The 24,217-nt window shown below is 64.6% G+C and carries 19 protein-coding genes and 1 pseudogene; 9 read left to right on the top strand and 11 right to left on the bottom strand.

The window, feature by feature from the left end; translation table 11 throughout:
• Positions 1 to 186 precede the first annotated feature (186 nt).
• Positions 187 to 1,203: a nucleoside hydrolase gene (locus tag K3M35_RS22790; RefSeq protein ID WP_072740543.1), complete on the top strand. Its 1,017-nt coding sequence runs from the start codon at positions 187 to 189 to the stop codon at positions 1,201 to 1,203.
• 264 nt (positions 1,204 to 1,467) lie between these two features.
• Here K3M35_RS22790 and K3M35_RS22795 read toward each other — a convergent pair.
• The 6 genes and pseudogenes from K3M35_RS22795 to K3M35_RS22820 form a co-directional block, all read right to left on the bottom strand.
• A pseudogene (locus K3M35_RS22795) lies at positions 1,468 to 2,561 on the bottom strand (hypothetical protein).
• A 331-nt stretch (positions 2,562 to 2,892) separates the two neighbouring features.
• On the bottom strand, positions 2,893 to 4,272 hold the full coding sequence (locus K3M35_RS22800; RefSeq protein WP_039584280.1) for an MFS transporter: 1,380 nt from the start codon (positions 4,270 to 4,272) through the stop codon (positions 2,893 to 2,895).
• A 54-nt stretch (positions 4,273 to 4,326) separates the two neighbouring features.
• The gene (locus tag K3M35_RS22805; RefSeq protein ID WP_039584281.1) at positions 4,327 to 5,337 is read right to left on the bottom strand and encodes a 2Fe-2S iron-sulfur cluster-binding protein; all 1,011 of its coding nucleotides are present in this window, start codon (positions 5,335 to 5,337) and stop codon (positions 4,327 to 4,329) included.
• A complete protein-coding gene (locus K3M35_RS22810; RefSeq protein ID WP_235367005.1) occupies positions 5,334 to 6,266 on the bottom strand; it encodes a PdxA family protein in 933 nt (310 codons plus the stop codon). The genes K3M35_RS22805 and K3M35_RS22810 overlap by 4 nt, the downstream gene beginning before the upstream one ends.
• A 77-nt stretch (positions 6,267 to 6,343) precedes the next feature.
• Positions 6,344 to 6,814, bottom strand: a complete 471-nt coding sequence (locus tag K3M35_RS22815) for an aromatic-ring-hydroxylating dioxygenase subunit beta (RefSeq protein ID WP_006552196.1) — start codon at positions 6,812 to 6,814, stop codon at positions 6,344 to 6,346.
• A complete protein-coding gene (locus K3M35_RS22820; protein ID WP_039584283.1) occupies positions 6,811 to 8,076 on the bottom strand; it encodes an aromatic ring-hydroxylating dioxygenase subunit alpha in 1,266 nt (421 codons plus the stop codon). Before K3M35_RS22820 ends, K3M35_RS22815 begins: the two co-directional genes overlap by 4 nt.
• A gap of 92 nt (positions 8,077 to 8,168) precedes the next feature.
• Between K3M35_RS22820 and K3M35_RS22825 the strand changes: the two genes are divergently transcribed.
• Positions 8,169 to 8,975, top strand: coding sequence for an IclR family transcriptional regulator C-terminal domain-containing protein (locus K3M35_RS22825; RefSeq protein WP_174556300.1), 807 nt, complete (start codon positions 8,169 to 8,171; stop codon positions 8,973 to 8,975).
• A gap of 829 nt (positions 8,976 to 9,804) precedes the next feature.
• Here the strand turns inward: K3M35_RS22825 and K3M35_RS22830 are convergent.
• From K3M35_RS22830 to K3M35_RS22845, 4 genes are read right to left on the bottom strand one after another with little or no spacing between them, the layout of a single operon-like run.
• Entirely contained in the window at positions 9,805 to 10,782 is a 978-nt protein-coding gene (locus K3M35_RS22830) for a PDR/VanB family oxidoreductase (RefSeq protein ID WP_039584285.1), read from the bottom strand.
• A gap of 2 nt (positions 10,783 to 10,784) precedes the next feature.
• On the bottom strand, positions 10,785 to 11,291 hold the full coding sequence (locus K3M35_RS22835) for a hypothetical protein (protein ID WP_064060771.1): 507 nt from the start codon (positions 11,289 to 11,291) through the stop codon (positions 10,785 to 10,787).
• Positions 11,288 to 12,475, bottom strand: coding sequence for a zinc-binding dehydrogenase (locus K3M35_RS22840; protein ID WP_064060770.1), 1,188 nt, complete (start codon positions 12,473 to 12,475; stop codon positions 11,288 to 11,290). Before K3M35_RS22840 ends, K3M35_RS22835 begins: the two co-directional genes overlap by 4 nt.
• Positions 12,476 to 12,507: 32 nt before the next feature.
• Positions 12,508 to 13,791: an aromatic ring-hydroxylating dioxygenase subunit alpha gene (locus K3M35_RS22845; protein ID WP_006552202.1), complete on the bottom strand. Its 1,284-nt coding sequence runs from the start codon at positions 13,789 to 13,791 to the stop codon at positions 12,508 to 12,510.
• A gap of 314 nt (positions 13,792 to 14,105) precedes the next feature.
• On the opposite strand from K3M35_RS22845, the gene K3M35_RS22850 reads away from it, so the two are divergent.
• The 4 genes from K3M35_RS22850 (at position 14,106) to K3M35_RS22865 (ending at position 18,888) form a co-directional block, all read left to right on the top strand.
• Positions 14,106 to 14,936: an IclR family transcriptional regulator C-terminal domain-containing protein gene (locus K3M35_RS22850; protein ID WP_248846222.1), complete on the top strand. Its 831-nt coding sequence runs from the start codon at positions 14,106 to 14,108 to the stop codon at positions 14,934 to 14,936.
• 253 nt (positions 14,937 to 15,189) lie between these two features.
• Complete coding sequence (locus tag K3M35_RS22855) at positions 15,190 to 16,434, top strand: nitrate/nitrite transporter (protein ID WP_039584292.1); 1,245 nt, start codon at positions 15,190 to 15,192, stop codon at positions 16,432 to 16,434.
• On the top strand, positions 16,431 to 17,225 hold the full coding sequence (locus K3M35_RS22860) for an IclR family transcriptional regulator C-terminal domain-containing protein (protein WP_039584294.1): 795 nt from the start codon (positions 16,431 to 16,433) through the stop codon (positions 17,223 to 17,225). The genes K3M35_RS22855 and K3M35_RS22860 overlap by 4 nt, the downstream gene beginning before the upstream one ends.
• Before the next feature lie 397 nt (positions 17,226 to 17,622).
• Positions 17,623 to 18,888, top strand: coding sequence for an MFS transporter (locus K3M35_RS22865; protein WP_228044743.1), 1,266 nt, complete (start codon positions 17,623 to 17,625; stop codon positions 18,886 to 18,888).
• Positions 18,889 to 19,092: 204 nt separating this feature from the next.
• Here the strand turns inward: K3M35_RS22865 and K3M35_RS22870 are convergent, their stop codons facing one another.
• Positions 19,093 to 20,568: an aldehyde dehydrogenase (NADP(+)) gene (locus K3M35_RS22870; RefSeq protein ID WP_220667002.1), complete on the bottom strand. Its 1,476-nt coding sequence runs from the start codon at positions 20,566 to 20,568 to the stop codon at positions 19,093 to 19,095.
• Positions 20,569 to 20,730: 162 nt separating this feature from the next.
• Here K3M35_RS22870 and K3M35_RS22875 point away from each other — a divergent pair, with 162 nt between their 5' ends.
• From K3M35_RS22875 to K3M35_RS22885, 3 genes are read left to right on the top strand one after another with little or no spacing between them, the layout of a single operon-like run.
• Positions 20,731 to 21,867 (top strand): CaiB/BaiF CoA-transferase family protein, encoded by a 1,137-nt coding sequence (locus K3M35_RS22875; protein ID WP_220667003.1) that lies wholly within the window; start codon positions 20,731 to 20,733, stop codon positions 21,865 to 21,867.
• 50 nt (positions 21,868 to 21,917) lie between these two features.
• Positions 21,918 to 23,036 carry an acyl-CoA dehydrogenase family protein gene (locus K3M35_RS22880; protein WP_064060769.1) on the top strand — a complete coding sequence of 373 codons (1,119 nt, stop codon included), beginning with the start codon at positions 21,918 to 21,920 and terminating at the stop codon, positions 23,034 to 23,036.
• 7 nt (positions 23,037 to 23,043) lie between these two features.
• Positions 23,044 to 24,165: a CoA transferase gene (locus tag K3M35_RS22885; protein ID WP_308257109.1), complete on the top strand. Its 1,122-nt coding sequence runs from the start codon at positions 23,044 to 23,046 to the stop codon at positions 24,163 to 24,165.
• The last annotated feature ends 52 nt before the right edge of the window (positions 24,166 to 24,217 follow it).

Here is a 24,217-nt window from a genome sequence, read left to right on the forward strand (position 1 = left end):
GCGCCGGAGTCGCCGAGAGCCACGAGCCCGCGTCCTTCGACACCTGGCTCGTCTCGTTCTTTCATGCGTTGCCGCCGCGGGACCCCGTATCGCCCCTGGGACGGCATCGTCCTCGGCGACCCGGCCCGGCCCGAGGGTCACCGTGTCACAGAGAACGACAACAGCTTTCAAGATAGAATCGTTTCTATGGGAGAAAATTCAATCAGTGGGGACCCCGTCTTCTACGTCGATTGTGATCCGGGAATCGATGATGCACTGGCGTTGATATACCTCATCAAATGCCATGCCGATCTGCGTGGCATCGGAGCAGTTGCCGGCAATGTCGCCGTGGACCAGGCCGCAGAGAACGCGCGTCGCTGGCTCGCGCTGACCGGCCGCCCCGATATCCCGGTCGCAGTAGGAAGACAGGAACCGATGACCGGGGAGTTTTGGGGAGGTGCTCAATGGATCCACGGACCCAACGGGTTCGCCGGCCTGGACTTACCTCCGTCCCAAACGCCCACGGACCATATGGCCGCCGCAGAACGGCTGGTCGCAACGGCTCACGAGATCGGGTCCCGGCTTCACATCATCGCTCTCGGCCCACTGACGAACATCGCGGTCGCACTGGCGATCGACGAAACCCTCCCAGAAACTGTCGGTGCCATCACCATCATGGGCGGCGCTCACCTCGTTCCCGGCAATGTCTCCCCCCACGCCGAGGCCAACATCTTCGCCGACCCCGTCGCCGCATCGCAAGTGTTCTCTGCCCCCTGGCGGAATCTCACGCTGGTACCGCTCGACATCACGAATAATCACAGTCTTTCCCGAGCCGACGTGGACCTGCTGCAGACCGCATCCACCGATCCGGCAGTCCAACTCGCTGCAACGATGCTCGCCTACTATCTCGACCGACACCCGGAGTTCGACCACTCCAAATGCCTGTTGCACGACCCCCTTGCCGCAGCGATTGCCCTCGGTTCGGTCAGCTTGAACGAGTCCCCCTCATGCACGATTTCGGTAGAAACCGACGGTGAGCATCGTGGCCGCACGCTCGTGACCTTCGACGAGGACGCATCACCGGACACGTCGGCATCGCGGCACCGCATCGCCTTGTCCGCGACTGCCGATTTCGGCCCCCTTCTCATGAGCGCCCTGCTCCCGAATGCCCAGACACTTCGGGAGCCTGACGCACAGATCATCTCTTTGCCCAGTTGCCCATAATGAGCGCCGACCAGGTCACCGACAAGGCCCCCTTGCACGGACACCACCCGAAAACCGACGAAAGCATTGGCTGGCTCAGACGAATCACGACAACTCGGTCACCGATCACCCCACCACAGGCCGGCTCTCACCTACGACGTCGAGACCGCGTTCTTGTCACAATGGCCCCGTCTCACCGAACCCCGGTCAAGGTGCGAAACCTGACCACAACCATCTCCACTGATCCGTCTTTGACGTTCCCGCCACCGGATGCCCCGAGGACACCTACCCCGTCTCGTTCGACGCCTCGCTCATCTTCTCCATGCGTTGCCGTTGACGGACCCCGTATGCCGTCTCTCGGACGGCGGCGTCGTCCTCGAGCCCCGACCCGAGCGCCCCCCAATGGTCGCAATGGACGTCAGCAACCAGGTGAGCGTCAGATAGTCGGAGAAGCTCACCCCGTGCCCGAGAACACGGGACAACAGTTCCGGGGGAAGAGTCAAACTCGCAGTAGCCAACAGCAGACAAAACAGAGCCACGTGCAGCACGACGACACCAACGGTCAAGGTCACCACGGTCGCGGTATTGTACAGCACCGAACGGTCACGCTCCTCCGGTGATTTCGGACGCTCCCACAGTTCATGGTCGAGGATCAGCCAGAGAATCATCGCCATGATCGACAGGACCGTCACCGCACTCATACGCCACGGTCCCATCGTGTCGGCGAACAACCAGATCGTATTGGTGGCCAAGGCGATCGCCCCCGTGGCGAACGCGCCGACGAGAACCTTCGACAGTCCGGTCACCAGCCGCCACGGCCGGTTGGCACGCACCATCCCCGACAACAACCGCAGTCGCCGCAGTCCCGAAGGCGCAAAATACCGGATGCCGTCCTCGATCTGCGTAGACGGAAACTGCCGCGCGGCCCCGGGCGTGAGTTCCGGCTCACCGAGTATGTGGGTGATCGCAAGTTCGGTGACCGTGCGAACGCGACGCTCGATGCCGAAACCACCCACTCCCGCGACCGAGACGAGCGCGAATTTGTGGTCGGCGCTGACGTCGGCCACCACAGGCAGGGTGTCATCGCGGCGCGGCAGATCGGTGAGGTAGACGACGATGTCTTCGTGTTCCGAAGACGGATCGACCGTGTCGATGACCTCCGCGAACTCCGCTTGCTCGTCGGGAAGATACGGTTCGTTGCGCACACACACCGTCCACCGGCGCTCGACGCGAGCAGAGCTGCGCAGGCGTTCCGGCAGGTACTCCGCAATGCGTTCGGCCAGTGCCGCCGGCTCGCCCGGATCCGCGATCAACAACACCGAGACCTGCTCACCGCCGGCACCGGAACGCGATCCTTGCAGATGCTCGTTCGCCGACACCGTCTTCGCGTACCCGCTCGGTACCCCCGCAAACTCCATGCAGTCGCACGCACATTGCCGTGCAGCGCGACGTCGGCTGTCACCCGACGAACTCGCGAGCTTCCGCGATTCGCGATCTCCATCAACAACCCTGGGCACGGGCCGCCCTTCGGTTCGTCGACCTGACGAAAAGCGAACCGAAGGACGGCCCATGCCGTGGAGACGCATAACGGCAGCACTCACCGAACACCGACAGAGACGGCTCTACCCGGACCGACCCGCAAGCGGGTACGCGGACATCCGTTCGCGGAGCAGCCCCGGCTCCGACTCCTCGGCATGTCGCCGACTCGTACTACTTGTGCGCCAGCGACTGACTTTCCGCCACCGCACGGTCGGGGTGTTTGTCGCTCCGGACCCATCGACCCAGGAGCAGTACCGCCACGCCGGCCACGAGCATGGGAATCGACATCGCATAGAACACTGCACTGGCGGACCACCCCATCCCGAGAGCCGCTCCGACCACGATCGGCCCGACAATTCCACCGATGCGGCCCACACCCAATGCCCAACCGACACCGGTCGAACGCATCGATGTCGGATAGAACACCGCAGACAAGGCGATCAAGCTCTTCTGTCCGCCGCTGATACACACACCCGCAAAGAAGTTGGCAGTCAGCAGGACCCACAACGGCGCACTCAAAGCAAGACCGGTCAATGCGACGAACGCGAATCCGACGATGTACACCGTTCCGAGGGTGAGATACGCACCGAGTCGGTCCATACACGGCCCGGTGACAAACGCCGCAGCGATGCCGCCGACAGTCGTCAGGGTCGTAGCGGTGACCACCGTACCCATGTCGTAGTCCAGGCTCGTCATGATCGACGGTAGCCAGCTCTGCAGTGCGTAGAACTCACCGAGATTGATGACGAAGACCAACCACAGCAGCAGCGTGCCCAACACCCGGTCACGGGTGAACAGGTTCCTCAGTGCAGTGCGCTGTTCGTCAGGCTGCTTCTCTGCCTCGTAGGTGAAGTCGGAGCCGGCGGCGAGACCGGGATCGATCCTGCGCAGGATCGACCTGACCCGCTTGGGTTCGGCACCTTTGTTGATCATCAAGGTGAGCGAGTCCGGCAGAAAGCGCAGCAATGCCGGGAGCAGCAGAAGCGGTGCTACTGCGCCGACGACGAGCACCGAGCGCCAGCCGAAGATCGGGATCAGCCAACCGGAGACCAACCCTGCCGCGACGAAACCGAGGGAGAAACCGCAGTAGATCGCCAGGACGAAGGTCGCTCGAAGACGCTTGGGGCTGTATTCGCCCGTCAGCGCGATGGCACTGGGCGCAGCAGCACCGAGTCCCATTCCGGTGATGAAACGCAACGCCATCAGCTCGGTGACGTTCTGCGACCAGGCCGCGGCCAACGTGCCGAGCGCGAAGAGGACTGTGCTCGCAATAATCATCCGGCGGTGACCGAACCGCTCGGACAGCGGCGAGAGCGCCAGATAGCCGACCATCAGACCGGCGAGAGCGGCAGAGAAGATGGGCCCGAGCACTTGTTTCGACAGACCCCACTCCTCGGCGATGTGGGGCGCCATGTAGCTGATGCTCTGGGTGTCGAAGCCGTCGATGAACATGACCAACCCACACAGGCCGATCACGATGTACTGGTATCGACTCACCGGCCGCGAATCGATGAAATCCGGCAGTGTCACGCGCGATGGTGCGATGGACATGAGTGCCTCACAGTGTCTGGTACCGGGATTCCCGGATGTGGTGGTGGTAGCGGATCACGCGGTGACAACAAGATCGCCCGACGGTACGAAGGCGTCGCAGTAGAAGTTGTCCGGTGCCAAACCGGCCTCGTGGACGAAATCCTCGCGTGCCGCCGAGGTCATTGCGGGACTTCCGCATGCATAGACCTCGTGGCCGCTGAGGTCTGCATAATCCTCGAGCACGGCTCGATGAACGAGACCGGTGCGACCGGTCCAGTCCTCGGCGGGATGCGACAGGACCGGAGTGAAGCAAACCCGATCCGAAACCGAGGGCCACTTCTCGGGCAACTCGGGCAGGTAGATGTCCTCTTGCCGTCGTGCACCCCAGTAGAGATGCAACGACCGCTCTCCCCCGCGTTTGAGGTGGTCCTCGACGATCGACTTCACCGGGGCGAAGCCGGTGCCGCTGGCGACGAAGATGACGGGCCTGTCCGAGTCGGGGTTCAACGAGAACTCGCCGTAGGGCAGCTCGATTCTCAGTTTGCTTCCCTTCTCGAGCGTGCGAAGCACCTCCTCGGAGAATCGTCCCCCCTGCACGTGACGAATGTGCAGTTGCACTCCGTCGTTCTCGTGCGGCGGATTCGCCATCGAATAGTTGCGGCTGTCCCCGTCGTCGAGAAAAACCTTGAGGTACTGACCCGCGGCGAACTTCGCACGCACTCCGGTGGGCAGACGCAGCTGCACGACCGCGACATCGGGTGTCGGGCGAGTGATTCGGTGGACCTTCGCGGTGAGTTGCTTACGTACCACCTTGTCTCGTTCGGTGATCCGCTTCGGTGTGATGTCGACGTCCGTGGTGGGCTGCGCCTGACAGAACAGCACTCCGTTTTCGGGGCCTTGCGCCGTTCCCCGGCCGCGCACCGCGAGGCTGCCGGCATCGAGCGCACCTTCACAACTCGAACACACGCCTTTGCGGCACGAGTACGGGATCGCGTATCCCGCGCGTTCCGCCGCGTCGAGCACACTCTCGTCGGGCTCGCACGGAAAATTGATGTCCGATCCCGTGACGGTTACCTGGTAGGTCATGACGTGACTCCTGCGGTTACGTGTGATGAGGCGCCGGCGGTGGCGCCGACCAGCCGCACCGCCGCGACAACGGCGTCCGCATCGGCTGTTCCCTTGCCGGCGATGTCGAACCCGGCGCCGTGCCCGACACTGGAGAACCGCACGCCGGCGCCGATCGTCATCGCGGCTGCGGTGCGTCCGGCGAGGAGTTTGACGGGAATATGGCCCTGGTCGTGGTACATGGCGACGAACGCGTCGAAGCTGGTATCGCCGAGCATGAGGTCGGCTCCGACCGGTCCGCAGGCGTCGATCCCTGCGGCGCGCAGCCGCTCGACCGCAGGCGCTGTCACCCGCAGATCGTCGTCGCCGAACAGGCCGCCTTCTCCGGCATGCGGATTGATACCGAACACGCCGATACGCGGGGACGCGATGCCCTGGTCCTGAAGGGTCTGCACCACAGCGTGCGCTGCCCTGTACACCAGCTCCGGTGTGAGGCGCCCGAGCGCATCTTTCAATGATTCGTGCAAGGTGGCGTGCACGATGCGCAGGCCGGCACCGACGAGCATCAGGAAAACCTCGTCCCGTCGCGCGCCGACGAGTTCGGCCAGCATGCCTGGATATCCGTTGAAAGAGATACCGGCGGCGTTGATCGCGGTTTCCGAGTGCGGGCACGCGACGATGCCGCGGGCTCCACCGCCCTGCAGGCAGCGCACCGCGCGTTCGAGGTACGCCACGGTCGCCGTCCCGGCTTCTGCGCTCACCCGGCCCGGAGCGAACGCTCCGGGGGGCAACGAGTCGACGGGGAGGATGTCGACCACACCGGCGAGGGGTGCGCGGTGGCCGTCGACCGTCTCGCGGAGCGTCATGCCGCCCTGGTGGGCGAGCGATTCGATGACATGTCGATCGCCCACCAGGACCGGATTGAATGCGGGATGTTCCTGTGCTGCCACGACGGCTTTCACCGCGATTTCGGGGCCGATTCCGTTCGGGTCGCCGATTGTGAGCAGGACCCGGGGCGGGGACCCGTTCATAGTGGGAGCGCCAGCAAGGTATCGATGTTGGTGCTGTCGCACACCACGACCCGTTCGGCAATCTTCAACTGACCGTCGACCTCCACGTACCGGTCGACATATCGCCCGCTGGTGAAGATGTCGGATTGGCCGTCACGCATCACCCGCACCACCAGGAAGCTGGTTTCGGCATGGATACCGTCGCCGTTCTCGTCCAGCACCAGGGGCTGGCCCAGGATATGACGGTAGGTGTGTCGCTCGTAGATGTTGGCTTCGCGCAGTGCCGATACGCGGTCGACGAGCATGCGGCGAGTGTTGGCCCATACCAGTCCTGCGGGCAGGCCCTCGCTGTAGTTCTGCGCGGTGGTGATCCGGTACATGCAGTCCTCGACGAAAAAGTCCGGCCAACGCTCGAGCGGGCCCTCGTCGATGCAACGGGAGTAGTCGGCCTGCACACGGCCGATTCGCTGGAAGTCGTTCATGCTCATGCCTCTTCCTGTCGGTTCATCGCGGTCCGGTATGCCTTCCAGAAGCCGCGTACCGATGCTTCGGTGACACGGCTCTCGCTGGATTCGGCCAGACTTCCTCCCATTTCGAGCACTGCAGACTCGCTTGCTGCACCTGCGATTCCGCGTTGCACGAAACCTCCGACGCAGCCGTCCTCCATCGAGATGTAACCTGCGGGGCCCACCAGGTTGGACTGCTTGAGACGGATCTCTCGCTGCTCGGGCGTGTCTTCTTCGAATCCGAGATATGTCCAGTTCAAGCGGGTTTGCTCGACTCCGGTCGGCAGGATCTGGCGCACGGCCACGGAGTTCTGGATCTGTTGCAGCACGAAACCCGGGAAGACGGAGAGGATCTGCAGCGTCGTATCGTCGCCGACCTCGCTGAACCCCTCGAGCAGCGACGGATCGGCCAGTTTGTAGGCGCTTTCGGATCGGATGTTCTGGTCGGCGTAGGCGACGTCCTTCTCGGCGTCTCGGTCGATCGCCGAGTAACTGACGTGGTGGCCGCCGCTCTCGTCGACGATGATCCCGCCGCGCTGCGACAGGCGGTTGAGTTCGAAGGTGGTGAAGAACAGGTGCAGGATGCTGGCGTGGTAGGAGTCCTTGACGTTCTCTACGTACAGCTTCCAGTTGTTGGGAAGCACCTGCGTGAAGCGTCCGATGATCTCGGGCGTACGGCCACTGAGGACCCGGGCGATCCGGCTCGTGATCTCTTCGCCGAGATACTCTTCGATGTCCGGCACGTCATCGGAAAAGCTTCCGAAGACCAGGCCGTGGAGGACGGCGATGCGCATCTTGCGCGGGCCGTGATCCTCCATGCAGAACGAATCAGGCATTCCCCCTTTGCCTTTGATTCCGTCTTTGAAGGCGACGCCGGTCAGATCGCCCTGCAGGTTGTAGCTCCAGGCGTGGTAGACGCAGGTGAAGTCCTTCGTGTTTCCGCGGTCGTCCAGTGCCAGGAGGGCACCGCGGTGGGCACAGCGGTTCTCGAATCCGTAGAGCTCCCCGTCGCGATCACGTGCCACGATCACCGGCGTCTCGCCGACGAAGGTCGAGCAGTAGTCTCCCGGGTCGGCCACCTCTGCCTCGAGGCACAGGTAGCTCCAATACGGCCCCTGGAACAGCTTGGTCTGCTCGGCGGCGTAGACATCCTGGTCCTGGAACACCCGATACGGCACTCGGGTGAGGTCGTCGGTCCACTCCACCGGGGTATCGCGGCCTGTGTCGACAACGCTGCTTTCCATTATTTCTCCTCAGTCTGGACAACCAGTCGGGACATCAGAGAACTCGCTCGCTTGGGCTTGACACACCCCGCGCTTGTTCGTATAACGAACAGATGAGCAATTCTCGAACAATTAAGCAGGACGCCCAAGAAAGTGTCAAGAGTTCTTCCCGCGCCCCCGAAGGAATGGCCGGATTGGCGAAGGGTCTGGCGGTCATCGAAGCCTTCGACATCCGCCACCCACAACTGACCGTCACCGATGCCGCACAGCGGACCAACACCTCTCGCGCCGCGGCACGGCGCTGCCTGCTCACCCTCGTCGAGCTCGGCTACCTGACCCACGACAACGGAAACTTCCGCCCGACACCCAGAATGCTCCGTCTCAGCGGCGCCTATCTGGACACCGCGCCGCTCCCGCAACTCGCCCAGCCGCAATTGACCGAGGCTCGCGATGCGTTGGACGAATCGGTATCGCTCGCTGTTCTCGAAGACGGATGGGCCCTGTTCGTCGCCCGCGCCGAGGCCACCCGGATCGTGTCGACCGGAGTCCGTGTCGGCGCCAAACTGCCCGCCCACAACTCGGCAACCGGTCGAGTACTGCTGGCAGGACTGACCGATACACAACTGGACGACTATCTCCGACAGTGCAACCTCCAGACACGCACACCCCAGACGCTGACCGATATCGATGCCGTCAGGGAACGGATTCTGGCAGCAAGGGAGAGCGGCATGGCGTATACCGACGAAGAAATCGAACGCGGCATGCTGTCGATAGCCGTACCGGTCCGAACCGCCCGCGGTGAAACCGTGGCGGCCATGAGTGTCAGTGCATCCACTGCCAGAACCACCCTCCACGACCTCCAGAAAGCGGCCGTGCCCGTACTGAACGAGTACGCCGAAAGGCTCGGCCGGCTTCTGTGAGATCCCTCGAAGGGTGCACCCAGGCGCGACATCCGTGCGCGAAACGATCGCTGCACCCTGCAGGCGTGCCTCCGGAAGAACACCGACATCAAGGAGGCGACGACCGATCCATGGAATCAGGTCTTGATGCGGTCCTGAACACCTCAAGAAGACATGCGCGAGGGCGGTTCGCAGGGCCCTCAAAGGGTGCGAGGTCGACAAGTATGAGAACTTCTACCCGCGAACAACAGTGCCCACGTGCACGGACAGCTGGTCGCACTATCGGCGCTTCGGCGCTGGCGACCGGTCTCCAGGACCGGCAGGCCGGACGTCATCGACGTCCGGCCTGACAGTCCTGCGAGGGCAACGAGGCACTCGCGGGGATAGCCGATCTCGCCGCGGTGATTGGTACGGAATCCGAGTGCACGGTCGACGATTCCGCTCCGCACGCGGTAGTCGGCGCCCGCGGGGTCAGCACATCGGCTGGTGGAACGATTCGATCGATCATCGCTGCAGCGACCATCCGGTCGCCGCAGCTTCCACCCCGCCCGAAGAATGGACGAGCGCTCGTCAGGGCCGCCGAGGTGTGTTCGCGGCCGGAAGAAAGGCGCTGGAAGTCTCACCGATCGCGTCGTCCAGGAAGTTAGATCCGATACCGGAATCGAGGGACGCGATAGCCCCTGCCGATGCGGCACCGTCGACGCATGGTTCGAGAAGTTCTTCGGCAACGAGCATGCCCGGTTGCAGCAACCGCAGGCCCTGCAATGGATAGTGCGAGTGCGGGTGGTCCGTCCCGTGATCCGAAAACATGGGAAGGCGGACACCCGACTCCTCGCAGCATCCCGCTACGTCAAGCGTCGAGGACCAGAGTGGGTGTGCGAGAACGTCCGACACAGATCATCATCGTCTGGCCCTTGTCTCGGTCTGCCTGAGAGAGGATCGAATCGTGATGTTCGGGAACTCCGTCGAGCACGCGGGTTTCGCAGGACCCGCAGAATCCGTCCTCGCAGGAGTACAGGATGTTCGGGTTCGCTTCGAGAACGACTTCGAGCAGGGTGCGGTCTGCAGGCACCTTCAACGTGCACCCGGTCCGGCGCAGTTCGACCTCGAATTCGGTGGGCGACTGCCCCTCCGATGCGTCGGCAGCCTCGGAAGAATCGACCTCCACGACAGGGGCACCGAACCGCTCGAAATGAATTGCTTCGTCACCGAGCGCCGGACCACACACCGATTTCACCGCCTGCAGTAGACCTTCGGGGCCACAGCAGTACACGGCGGTGCCGGCCGGAACGTCGGCCACGGCGCCTGCCAGGTCGAGGTTTCCGAATTCGTCTGCAGGACAGACGTCTACTTCGCCGAGTCCGCAAATCTCTTCCACGAATGCCATCGTGGCGCGGCTGCGGCCGCCGTAGAGCGCGGACCAGCTGGCGTTCTCCCGTGACAGTTTCCGTGCCATCGAAAGAATGGGAGTGATTCCGATTCCTCCGGCGATCAGGAGGTAGTGAGGTGCAGGCTCGAGGGCGAAGTGGTTGCGGGGTCCCCGCACCGCGAGGAGGTCCCCCACCCGGACACTGTCGTGGATTTCCTTCGACCCACCGCGTCCTTGCTCTTCTTTGAGAACGGCGATCCGGTAGGCAGTCTTGTCCTCGGGGTCACCACACAGGCTGTACTGCCGAACGGTCCCGGAGGGCAGCACGAGGTCGATATGTGCTCCGGGCTCCCATTCGTCGAGGGCGGCCCCCTCCGGGTGCTCGAGGGTCAGCGACAACACGCCGTCGGATTCGAGTCGTTGTTGCCGGACCACGAGGCGGCTGGTCTCTTGTGTCATTGTCAGATCCTTGGGGTCGAGAGAACTGGCGCGTAAGCACCCGGGGTGCGGTATCCCCCTTTGAGAACGTCGACGAAGGCAGTGGCGAGAGAGACCTGGGTGATGGACACCAGCATGTCGAGTTCCATCCGCAGTACTGCCATCGCTTCGGCCCCTTGCGGGCTGTCCCAGTCCTGTTGGTCGATCAGGACACCGGCGAGCAGGTTGCCCGATTCGCGGGCTGCTTCGGCCATGGCGGTGGCAAAGCCAATGGGGACCTGAGGCAGTACCGAACCGATGAGAATGACCATGTCCGATTCGGTGACCAACTCGTCGATACGACGCACCACCGTGGCCTCGGCGTTGATGTCGCGTACGGCCGCCTCGGCGGGCGAGTGCGCGGTGACGACGTCGACATCGGTCAACCCCGCCCGAGCCATCTGCTCGACCAGGTCGTCACCGGACTTCCCCAGGGGCACCAGCAGTATTCGAGCTACGTAGGACATCCGGCGGGGTGTCGTCTCGCTCATGACAGCGTTCCTCGTTTCTGAGTGTTCGGGCGGTGCAACTGTGGACGGATCACGACGTGAGGACTCACCGGCCCCTGTCCGGTGGCCATCCGCCCCAACATGTCGTCGACCTCGTCGAGGCCGACGTCGACGGAGGGCACGATCTCCAATCCGGATCGGCCGCCGGCGAGAAGTTCGATGCTGCGTGTGACTGCATCAGGAGAGCGGCCTCGGACACCGACGATGGTGTTGGCGCCGCGCACCAGAGATTTGAGATCGAGTTCGCAGACCGGCGTCGACCCCAGTCCGCCGATGACCAGCCGGCCCCGCTTGCGCAACGCACGGGCGGCGGCGGCCACGGCCTGTCCTCCGAGTCCTACGGTGTCGAGGAGTACATCGGCTCCCTCACCGCCGGTGGCTCGCAGGATCAGTTCGGCAAGGTCGTCGTTGTCGTTGATCACCGGCACCGCACCGAGCGATTCGGCGATCTCGAGGCGCCCGGCCGACTCCGGTACCCCGATCACGACGATGCGGGCGGCACCGACAGCCCGGGCTGCGGCTACTGCGGAGATACCGTGGTAGCCGGGGCCGATGATCACGACCGTCGACCCCTCCTCGGCGCCGCCGGCATCGACCGTCCAATCCAGCGCGTTGGCGAAGGGCTGTGTCCACGCTGCGAGGTCCGCATCGAGATCCGCCGGTAGGCGGTACACGAGGCTGTTTGCGCTGAGCTGCATGTATTCGGCGTTGCCGCCGTGCAGACCGGACCCGTCGTTCGCCGGGACCAGACCTACTCGCCGCTTTCCTACGAACAGATCGGTCTGGGGGCACATGCGGTGATCACCGATGCGGCACGCCGGGCAGTCCTGCTGCATACACGGCAGGTACTCCTCCAGCGCGACCCGGTCGCCGGGCCGCACGTCCCATGCGGCGGACTGGGTCCGATCCACCGAGACGACGGTCCCGACGACGTGATGGCCGAGCACTGTGGGCGAGTCCAGTCCGGCCCGATAGAGACCGACATCGGTTCCGCACACCGCGGAGGATTCGACTTCGAGCCAGCCCACGGCACCGACGGCTGCGCTGGTGTCGAGGTGGCGGATGGTCGTGGTTGTGTCGGGCATCGACACCGCGGCGCGGACCATCGTCGGCGGGCCGGCTAACGAGGGTGTCGATGCGGTGTCGATGTCGGCTCTATTGGTCACGACGGATTCCTTGTTTCTTGTTGCCGGAGTGGTCAGATGGAGACGAAGTCTTCGCCTTCGACCATGCGGAGTGCGTCCTCTGCACCTTCCTGGAAGGGCGTTGCCTTCGGCAGCAGGACCGAGGTCGACCGCACACGCTGGTGTTCGGGCTGCAGACCGGGCAGGGTTTCCGCTTCGAGTTCCTCGAGGGCGGCGAGCAGTCGGCGGCGGGCCAAGATGATGCCGGCGTCGGAAGTTCCGAGGCGTTCCTTGGTGCGATCGCAGATTGCTCCCATCGATTCCTGCAGGGAGAAGTCCTGGGCGGCGATGCCCTCGATGCCGGAGAACGTCTTCTTCTGCTTCTGGGCCTCGCGGTCCATCAGATAGTCGTTGTCCTTGTTCGCCAGCGTCCGGTAGGTCCCGGGGATGTACTTGGCGTGGATTCCGTCTCCGTTGCGCATCGACGCGAGTTCGTCCTCGCGCAGCTCCCGGGTGGGGTGGTAGTTGATGCTCCACGCCCAGCACGTCTCGTCGTCGATGGGCACCCAGGCGTGCCCGCCGAGCGGATTGTGGGTGCCGAACGGGGGAATGATGGTGTACCAGGGCATGATCCACTGGGTGATCCGCCAGTAGTACTCGTCGTCGTTGGCGTTGCGGCGAGCACCGATGACCAGACCGCCGTCGCTCTCGGCGACCTCGAACTTGGGGCGGGTGTCGGCCTTGAGGTACTTGTTGCCCTCGGTCCCCGAGTGCATCGGGTCGTCGTCGAGGTTGAATCGGTGGGCGAACGAGACGTGGCTCGAGTCGATGCCGCCCTCCATTGCCTGCAGGTAGTTCGTCTCCTGCAGTCGCTTCGAGACGAATCGGTGGCCGTCGCCGAGCATGGCCCATTCGAGTTCGGGCAGTTCGGGCTTGAGCTCGGGCGGACCCATGTACGTCCAGATCACGCCGCCGCGCTCGACACACGGGTATGCCTTCTGCTTGATCCGGGACTTGAACTTCGAGTCCTCCGGTTCGGACGGCATGTCGACGCAGTTGCCCTCGACGTCGTACTTCCAGCCGTGGTATGCGCAGCGCAGGCCGCAGTCCTCGTTGCGGCCGAAGTACAGCGAGGCGGTGCGGTGACTGCAGAACTCGTCGAGCAGTCCGAGCCTGCCCTGGGTGTCGCGGAATGCGATCAGTTGCTCGCCGAGCAGCTTGACCCGGACCGGGGCGCAGTCCGGCTCCGGCAACTCCTCCGCCAGCAACGCCGGGATCCAGTACCGGCGGAAAAGCCGGCCCATGGGCGTATCGGGGCCCGTCTGAACCAGCAGAGTGTTCTGGTCTTGCGTCAGCATGGCAGTCCTTTCGACCTTCAACGACTGATTGCGTCCGAATAGCGCGCACGTGCGCGGAAATTGATCGGTGGGAGCACTGTGGCACACGTCGCTTCGCACCGTCAACCATGGGCGGCCTTACTTTTCACCCTAAGACCCCTGGTACTCGCTGTTTCTGTCGCCGAGACACGCGATGGATCACCACCGGCGAAGGTGCGCACGCCGCCGTGGAAGGTCCGAAAAGAACGCGCATATGCGCGCACATCGGACTCCACTACACTCGCGGTCGTGGGATCGAAGAAGCCCACTCAGTGAGGGCACCGGAGAGGGAACAGATGACGCGAGCCAATAGCGCGGTGGACGCCATGCCGACGTCGACCCCCGTGCGGCCGGCCCGCCCGAAGGACGCGGTCCAATCACTCGAACGCGCCATCGCAGTGCTGACCACCTTCGACCGCGAGCATCGCCACCTCACACTGACCGAGGTGGCAGAGCGGTGCCGACTCCCCCGCTCGGCGGCGCGCCGATTCCTGCACACCCTCGTCGAACTCGGATTCGTCGAGGTCTCCGGCCGCAAGTTCACCCTGACACCGCAGGTACTCGAGCTGGGCTATGCCAACCTGTCGAGGTTCACCCTCGCCGACGTGTGCCAGCCACACCTCGAGGCACTTGCGCGAAACCTGGGTCTCTCCGCGTCCGTCACAGTGCTCGACGGTCCGGACATCCGGTACGTCAGCAGAGTGGAGGTTGCGTCCGGCATGTCGGTGTCCTTGAAGGCGGGCAGCCGATTGCCCGCCCATCAGACAGCGACCGGACGGGTGCTGCTGGCCGCACTTCCCGAAGCCGAACTGAACCGACATCTCGACTTCTCGGCTCCCCAGGACCCGCACCCGGCGCCCGCCCACGACGAGCGCAGTCGACTCGAGCGCGAATTGGACATCATCCGCCGCCAGGGCTGGGCCTTCGCCGACCAGGTTCTCGATGTCGGAGTGCAAGCGTTGGCCGTGCCGCTGCGCTCCCGAACCGGCCGCGTCGTCGGCGCACTCACCGTGTCGATGTACCAAACGCACGAATCCGCGCGCACCCTGGTTCCGCGGTACCTTCCCCCACTCCTCGAAACCGCCGGTCGAATCTCCCTGGAACTGCGCGCCGGAATCGACGTCTGAGCGCATCCCATCCCGCGAGGACGCGCGCGTCCACCCGTCGCCGAACACCCACGGCGTGCTCCGCGGCCTCCCGTCACATCTCGCCACGCTTCGATGGCCCACGAGAGTCGGGGACGCGGCGAGGTAGGTGCCACACCCGAGGACGTGCGACACTTGCGTCCGAAGATAGGTTTCTTGAACGCTATGCGGACGCTTTGCGCTGAGATCGTGCGCACCGTCGCGCAGCGATAGAACTGTCGATGGAGTGCCTGTAGTGAACAACCGCAATTCCCGAGCACTACTGCCGTTGCTGACGGCAGCCATGGCGATCGGCCCACTGCTGACCTACGGCCTGAGCGCGACGAGCGCGCTGGTCATCGACTCGCTCGGCATCACCGCGGCGCAGTTCGGAATGCTCGCCACGCTCAGCTTCCTGGCGGCGGCTGCCCTGTCCCTGTCCTTCGGGCGATTCAGCGACCGCTTCCCCGCTCGCGCACTGCTCGTCACGATCTTCGCGGGCGCCGCACTCTCGTTCGTCATCGCGGCGCTGTCGACGAACTACCTGTGGCTACTGGCAGCCATGGTCTTGTCCGGGGCTGCACAGGCCCTGTCGAATCCCGTCACCAACCGCGTGATCAGCGATAATGCCCCACCGGCCAAACGCTCTCCCTGGATCGGAGTGAAGCAGTCCGGGGTGCAGGTCAGCCAACTCGCCGCCGGAGTCGGATGCCCCACCCTGGCACTTGCCTGGGGATGGCGAGGCCCACTATGGGTCGGCGCGGCCATCGCGGGCATCTCGGCCCTCTGGGCCTGGCGTTGCGCACCGTCCCGGAACCGTTCCCAACGGTCGGCGAGCGCCCCCGAGCGTGCCGCACCCTCCTCCGACCGCACCGAGCGCCGCACCCTGCCTCCGGCCGTCTGGCTGTTCGCCGCCTACGCCTTGTTCTCCGGCGCCGCCCTTCAGGCCACCAACGTCTATCTTCCGTTGTTCGCGCACGACGAAATGGGATTGAACCTGACCGTGGCCGGGCTGACCGCCGCGATCGCCGGCCTGATCGGTGTCACCGCGCGAATCGGCTGGGGCCGCGCGCTTTCCGGAAGAACCGGCCCCTTCACCCTGCTGCTGGTCCTCGCATCGGGCTCCCTGCTCGGCGCACTCGCCCTGCTCGGTGCCGAACTCTGGGGATGGCTTGCCCTCCTGTGGATCGGCGTCGGCGTGCACGGTGCGACCGCCCTCGCAGCCAATGTGGTGTTGATGGCCGGTGCGCTCCGCGTGGTTCGGACCAGCACCGTAGGCCGCGCCTCGAGCGCCATCGCAGTCGGGATGTATCTCGGATTCGCCGGCGGGCCCGCTCTGATGGGCCTGCTGACCGATCACACCGGCGGATTCGCGACCGGCTGGTCTGCGGCGGCAGCGCTGTACGCAGTATGCGTCGCGCTCGGCCTCTGGGGGATCCGCACTTCTCACGCCCCCACTCGATCGGCAGCATCACACGAAGTAGATAGGTTGAGCCTGTGAGCGAGAACGAAGCAACCACGACGACCCCGGAGCAGAACCGCGATCACGTTCAAGCTCTCGGCCGGGGGCTCGAGGTACTCAAACTGTTCGGGCGAGAACGTCGCCCCCTGTCGGTCACCGAAGTCGCGACCCTCGCCGGTATCACCCGCACCGCGGCCCGGCGCTTCGTGCTGACACTCGAGTACATGGGTTATCTGTCCTACGACGGCACCGCCTACACCGCCCGCCCCGCGATACTCGAGATCGGCGACGCCTACGTCCTGAGCAGCGGACTTCCCGAGATCGTCCGGCCCCACCTCGAACGCCTGGCCGAGCAGACGCAGGAGACGGCCTCGCTCACCGTGCTGCATCACGACAGGATCTTCTATGTCGACCGGGTCCAGGCCGACCGGGTCCTCACGGTCGAAATCGTGGTCGGGACGAGTCTGCCGGCCTACGCCGTCGCCACCGGTCGTGTACTCCTGGCCGACCGCACCGATGCCGAACTCGACGCCTATCTGGCTAGCGTGGACACCCACAGTTACACCGCGGCCACCACGATCGACACCGACGAACTACGCGAGAAGATCCTCGCCGCACGCAACGAGGGATGGTCGCTGGCGGACGAGGAACTCACCGAGGGAGTGCGGTCGATCGCCGTGCCCGTTCGCGACGCCGAAGGCTACGCAGTCGCCGCTCTCAACGTCTCCGCTCAGTCCTCGCGGGTATCACTCGATCACATGCGGGGATCGATCCTCACCGCTCTGCGCACTGCGGCCGAGCAGATCCGCGAGGAGCTCGCAACGATGTGAGGCCCTGTCCGGTGATCGCGGTCGTCATCGGGACAGCGCCCTGCGCGCCGCGTGATCGACGGATCGAGCGGCGATCACACGATCCGGCCGATGGCCTCCCGGACCGGACCGATGGGCAAGATCCGTCCGAATAGCGCGCAATTGCTCCACAAACGGACGCAAACATTGTGTGAACGCGATCACCTTGATAAAACAGGTGCAGCGCTCGACCGGTCGAAGGTGACCCACCCTGAACTTTCCGCGACATACCCCCTCGTGACGTTCACAGCCCCTTCCACACCTCGACTGCATCAACGCTATTCGACCGACGGCAGCGATCCTCTCCCCCGAGAACCCGGGTAGCAGCAACACAACCCGAGACCCCCTTATCGCGCCGAGACCAGACAGGAAACCCCTCGTGCAGACGATTTCCACATCACCTGATCAACAGGCACGCAACCGATATCGGTGGGTCGTGCTCGTGCTCTGCTGGCTCGCCTTCACCATGACCTCCGTCGATCGCTCCACCTGGGGCCCGGCATCGGTGTTCGTCGGCGAGGACCTCGGCGTACCACTGGCCAGCCTCGGCGTGTTCGCCACCGCGTACTACATCGGCTACGTCTGCTCCAACGCCCTCACCGGGGTGCTCTCCGACCGGTTCGGTGGCCGCGAGGTGGTCACCGTCTCACTCGCCGGCGCAGGCGTGTTCATGATGATCTTCGGATCGACCACCTCCGCGGTCATCGGCATCGGCGTGCAAGCAGTCGTCGGCTTCTTCGCCGGTGCGGATTACGCCGCAGGCGTCAAGCTCCTGGCAAGCTGGTTCCAGCCCAAGGAACTCGGCAAGGTCATGGGACTGTTCACCTCCGCGACCTCGCTCGGCACCGTCATCGCCAACACCGCCGTCCCGTGGATGATCAACCACTACAGCTGGCACGCCTCCTACCACCTTTTCGGTGCCATCTCGATCGTCACGGCCGTCATCTGTTACGTGATCATCCGGCCGGGACCGGTCACCAACACGATCGCTACCGCGGGCGACGGCAAGCGCCCCTCCGCCTGGAAGACCCTGACCACCAACCGCGATCTCATGCTGCTCTCCCTCGCCGGATTCGGCGGGTTCTGGGGCACATACGGATTCGTCACCTGGTCCAACGCCCTGCTCATCAAGGGACACGGCGTTTCCGGCACCACCGCCGGGTTCATCGTGGCGATCTTCGCGGGCGTGGCGGTCGTCAGTAAACCCCTCACCGGAATACTCGGCGACCGGATAGGCAGCGCCCGAAAGCCCGCGATCGTCATTCTCGCGCTGTTCTCCATCATCCTGATCTTCTTCGGAACGCTGGACAACGTCCCTGCGCTCCTCATCGCAGCACCCATCCTCGGCCTGGTCGGTTACGGATACCTGCCCCTGATCGTCGCGATGATCCCCCGCCTGGTCTCGAGCGACGTCACCGGCACAGCCGCCGGCGCATCCAACGCCTTCTGGCAGATCGCCAGCACCCTCGTCCCCCTCGCCATCGGCGCGGTCTTCTCCGCCACCGGCTCGTTCCTGGCAGCGTTCGCGGCCCTCGCCGTCGGACCGATGATCGGCGCAGTGATCCTGTACTTCGTCGACGAGAACGGCGGAAAGACCACCGTCGCCGACACAGAACCGGTCACTCCCGACACCACCACCTCCTGAGACCCACAACCAACGACACGGCGGCCTCCCTCCGGAGACCGCCGTGTCGTTGGTTGTGCAGCACACCTGGGCGTGACTACCCGCGCCGGTCCGGAAGGTCGTGTGACACAACGCCACATACAAACCCGGTCCGAAGCCACGCAACAGACGTAGTCCTCTGCGCACCCAGTCCGAACCGAGGCGACATCGCGAGCACCGGTGGCCCTACGACAGCCGGCCGTTCACTCGGCGGGGGATACCCCACGGGTTCGCATCGACGAGAGCGGACGGCAGGTTCGCTTCGGGCACCGACTGGTAGGCGACCGGACGCAGGAATCGCCGAATCGCGGTCGCTCCGACGGAGGTGTGTACCGAGTTGGTGGCCGGGTAGGGACCACCGTGGTGCTGAGCCCAACCCACGGCCACACCGGTGGGCCATCCATTCCAGATGACGCGCCCCGCACGGCGCGCAAGCGCACCGAGCAGTCCCGCAGCATCGGGATCGTCATCGGTTCCGTGGACGGTCGCTGTCAACGTGCCCGGCAGGACAGCCATCGCCGCGTACAGCTCCTCGATCGATGCGTAGGTCACGATCAGCCCGAACGGACCGAAGCATTCTTCGAGCAGGTCCTGAGGGTTTCGACGCAGTGCCCGAGCGTCGGTCACGCCGATGACCGGCCGCACCGACAGTTCGTCCAGACCACTCTGCTCGGGCACTGCCACAGGCCGGACCTCGGGATGGTCGAGGATCTGCAGGGACACCTCGAGAAACGACTGCCGGATCCCTGCGTGCAGCAGACGGAACGAATCATCGGCGACCGCGGTTCGAACGAGCCACTCGATCGAACTCTGCTCGGGAACGAACAGCAGCCCCGGCTTGGTGCAGAACTGCCCCGCGCCGAGCAGCAACGATTCGAGGAACTCACCGGCGATCTTGCCCGACCGGTCCTCGGCGGCCGCAGGTGTCACGAACACCGGATTGGTGCTGCCGAGCTCACCGTAGAACGGGATGGGATCCGGGCGACCGGCTGCCAGATCGGCCAGCGCACGGCCACCCGATGTCGAGCCGGTGAACCCGACGGCGGTGATACGCCGATCCTGGACGAGCTGACGTCCGATCTCGGCGCCCTGCACAACCCCGAAGGTGCCGTCCGGGGCGCCGCACGCCCGCAGTCCCTCGTCGATCGCCCGCGCATAAGCGGCGGTCAATCGCGGCTGAGCAGGGTGGGCTTTGGCCACGACGGGGCAGCCGGCAGCCAATGCCGAAGCAGTGTCTCCGCCGCCGAGTCCGAATGCGAACGGAAAGTTGCTCGCACCGAACACTGCGACAGGTCCGGTGGGCACGAGCATCCGGCGCAGGTCGGGACGCGGAGCAGGGTGCGCATCCGGATCGGCCGTGTCGATGATCGCTTCCAGCCAGGAGCCCTCCTCGACGACCTCGGCGAACATCCGCAGCTGCGTCGTCGTCCGCGTGACTTCGCCGCGCAGGCGCGGCTCGGGCAGTGAACTGTCGGCGGCCGCCAGCGGTACCAGTTCCGACGCTGTGGCGTCGAGCGCATCGGCCACCGACCGCAGAAGGTGCGCTCGCTCGTGCAGGTCCGTACGAGCAAGAGGCACCGCGGCGGCCTCGGCGGCGTCGAGAATCCGCTCGTAATCCTGCGCGGAGGTGTCGAGAAGAGTGTCTGTCGCAGTGGTTTCCATTGCTGTCCTGTCGAATTCGGAGCATTCCGTGCTGAGTGTGTGGATCTCAGTGTGCGGGAGAACCGATGTGATGCGACATCTCCACATGGAGATGGTGTGAGTGCAGTCACCGCCTCCAGGATGGGCATCACACGAGATACCGGATGACTTTGGAGGACGACGATGACCGCAACGACAGGACCACTCGCGGGGGTTCGGGTACTGGATATGACACGTCTGGCGCCCGGACCGTACGCGAGCATGCTGCTCGCGGACCTCGGCGCAGAAGTGATCGCAATCGGTGGTGGTCGTTCCGGGCTTCCGGTGCCCGCGCTGTCGCGAGGCAAGGAATTCATCTCGCTCGATCTCAAGACCGCCGACGGCCTCGACGCCCTGCACACCCTCGTTTCGGAAGCCGACGTCTTCATGGAAGGATTCCGCCCCGGAGTGGCAGACAAGCTGGGCGCCGGCTACGCGGAACTGTCGGCCCTCAATCCCGGACTCGTCTACTGCAGCGTGACGGGCTACGGCCAGAACGGGCCCATGGCGCAGCGCGCCGGGCACGACATCAACTACCTGGCCATCGCCGGTGCCCTCGGGACCTTCGGCCCCTCGGATCACCCGCCGACACTGCCGCTGAACCTGGTCGCCGACTTCGCAGGCGGCGGATTGCTGTCGGCATTCGGCATCATGTCCGCCCTCTACGACCGCACGCGTACAGGCAAAGGCCGGTACATCGATGCCGCCATGGTCGACGGCGTGCTGTCGATGATGGGAATGAACTTCGTCGATTGGCAGACGCCGACGCTGCCCGGACGTGGACACGGCGTACTGACCGGATCGATGCCGTTCTATCGGTGCTACCGCTGCTCCGATGATCGCTACGTCGCAGTCGGGGCACTCGAGACCGCCTTCTTCGAGCGGTTGTGGACCACCCTCGACCTCGGTGCCGTTCCGAACCATTTCGACGAGTCCATCTGGGACCACATCGAAAAGTCACTGACCACAGCATTCGAGACGAAGACGATGGCGGAGTGGACCACAGTGTTCGCCGATGTCGATGCCTGCGTGACACCGGTACTCGAACCGCACGAACTGGCCACCTTCGATCAGATCGTCGCCCGGGACCCGGACTTCGCACTGGATTCGGTCCCCGTGGTCCCGGTGTTCTCCGACGGCCCGACACGGCGCGCCACCGACACCCACGTCAAGACCGAGGAAGTGCTGCGCCGTGCCGGTGTCGCCGAAGACCTCGCCCACCGGGCGGCCGCAGCCGGTATCCCCTCGTCCGTGACGGGTCTGAGCTGGCCCCCACTGTGACCGTCGAACTTCCGAATCATCACCTTCCCCACACAGACCAGGAGTAATTCATGAGTATCGAATATCGCGAATTCCGCGAGAGCGTCCGCAAACTCGCGCAGACCAAGATCGCACCGCACGCCGCCGATGTGGACGACAAGGAACGATTCCCCTCGGAATCCTGGGCAGCCCTGCGCAGCAACGACCTGCCCGGACTCGCCTACCCCGAGAGCCTCGGCGGCAGTGGAGCCGACCTGCTCGCCCAGGTCATCGCTGTAGAAGAAGTCGCAGCGTCCTGTGCAAGCACGGCACTGGTCATGCTGGTCAACTGGGCCGGCACCTCCACCGTGCTCCGTCAAGGCTCCGACGAACTCAAGCGACTGGTGGTACCGAACGTCGCATCGGGCGCCGCCGGCGCCGCATGGTGCATGACCGAGCCGCGCGTGGGCTCGGACCTGTCGGCGATCGCAACGACCGCAACCCAGGATGGGTCCGACTGGATCCTCAACGGTCAGAAGCGGTTCATCAGCAATGCGCCGTGGGCCGACTGGTACGCCGTGCTGGCGAAGACCGGCGAGAAGTCACTCGGCATCTTCATGGTGCACAAGGACGACGCCGGCGTCAGTTTCGGCGCTCCCGAAAAGAAGATGGGTATGCGCGGCAGCCCCACGACCGACGTGAACTTCGACGAGTGCCGACTGCCCGCCGTCCGGGTCGTCAACGACCCCTACCAGGGGTTCGCGTACATCTCCGAGGAACTGAACGTCAGCCGGGCACTCATCGCCGCGCAGGCTCTCGGCATCGCACAGGGCGCATTCGATGCCGCAGTGTCGTACACGACCGACCGCGAGCAGTTCGGCCAGTCCATCTCCCGCTTCCAGCTTCTGCGCGGCATGGTCGCCGATATGGCCGTCAAGATCGAGTCGGCCCGCACGCTGCTGTACGACGCAGCCCGTCTCATCGACGACGGGGAACCGGCGGGACGGACGAAGGCGGCCATGGCGAAGCTGCTGTGCAGCGACACCGCCATGTCGGTGACCACCGATGCGCTCCAACTGCACGGCGGATACGGCTATGTCCGTGATTATCCGGTCGAGCGGATGATGCGCGACGCCAAGATCACCCAGATCTACGAGGGCACCAACCAGATCCAGCGACTCATCATCGCCAAGTCGGTATACGGAAAGTAGGCGCACCGTGCACCACCCCCAGCAACAACAAGCGCTGAGCGGCATCCGGGTCCTCGACCTCGGCGAGATCATGCAGGCGCCCGTGGCCGCGCAGGTTCTCGGCGACCTCGGCGCCGAAGTGATCAAGGTCGAGCGCGGTGTCAACGGAGACATGCTGCGAGGCCTCGATCGCGAGTCACTCGACGAAGGTCGCCCCAGTGCCTACTTCGCCGCGGTCAACCGCAACAAGCGCAGCATCGCACTGAACCTGAAAACCTCTGAGGGGCAGGACATTCTCCATCAGCTCCTCGCGGAGGCGGATGTTCTCATCCACAGCTACCGGACCGCGGCAGTCGAACGACTGGGCTTGACCTACGACGATCTGCACGAGCGCTATCCTCGGCTCGTCTACGGCACTGCGACCGGATTCGGCGAGACCGGGCCATACGCCCACAAAGCAGGCCAGGACATGCTCGCGCAGGCACTGAGCGGAATGGCACGCGCGTGCGGCGACCCGTCGATCTCGGCATACGTACATCCGGTACCGACCGTGGACTACGCCTCGGGTATGGCCCTCGCCCAGGGAATCTTGGCAGCACTGTTCGAACGCGAGCGCTCCGGCCGCGGCCAGAAGGTCAGCGTCAACCTCTTCGATACAGCACTGGCCCTGCAGACTCTCGAAAGCTCCACACTGCTGGCGTACCAGCGTGAGACCAACTGGGTCAGCGACTGGTACAGCGGCATCTTCGAAACGACCGACGGTCTGCTCTTGGTACTCGGCCTGTTCCGCGAGAACGCTCTGGGTCTGGCATGCAAAGCTCTCGACATCGACGATCTGTCCGTCCAGCCGACGTTCGCCACACCACAGCTCCAGGCAGAGAACAAAGAGGCCGCCAACGCGGTTCTGCGTCCGCTGGTCGCACAGTTGAGCACCGCCGAGGCGGCAGAGTTGTTCGACGGGGTCGATCTGCTGTGCGCACCGCTGCTCACCTTGCAAGAAGCGCTCGATCATCCCCAGACGCGGCACAACGGCACGCTCGTCGACGTCGAGATCGAGGGTGTGCGCACCACCCGGTTGATGGGGGGCCTTACCCCCAGCAAATGGACACGGGTGGTGGATTACGCCGCGGATGCCAGCGTAGCGATGTAGAGGGTCTCGTAGGTGTTCGGGGACCGGTGTCCGCACCAGGAATGTCGTCGTC

This window comes from Rhodococcus sp. DMU2021, from assembly GCF_019641445.1.
Taxonomy (GTDB): Bacteria; Actinomycetota; Actinomycetes; order Mycobacteriales; family Mycobacteriaceae; genus Rhodococcus; species Rhodococcus pyridinivorans.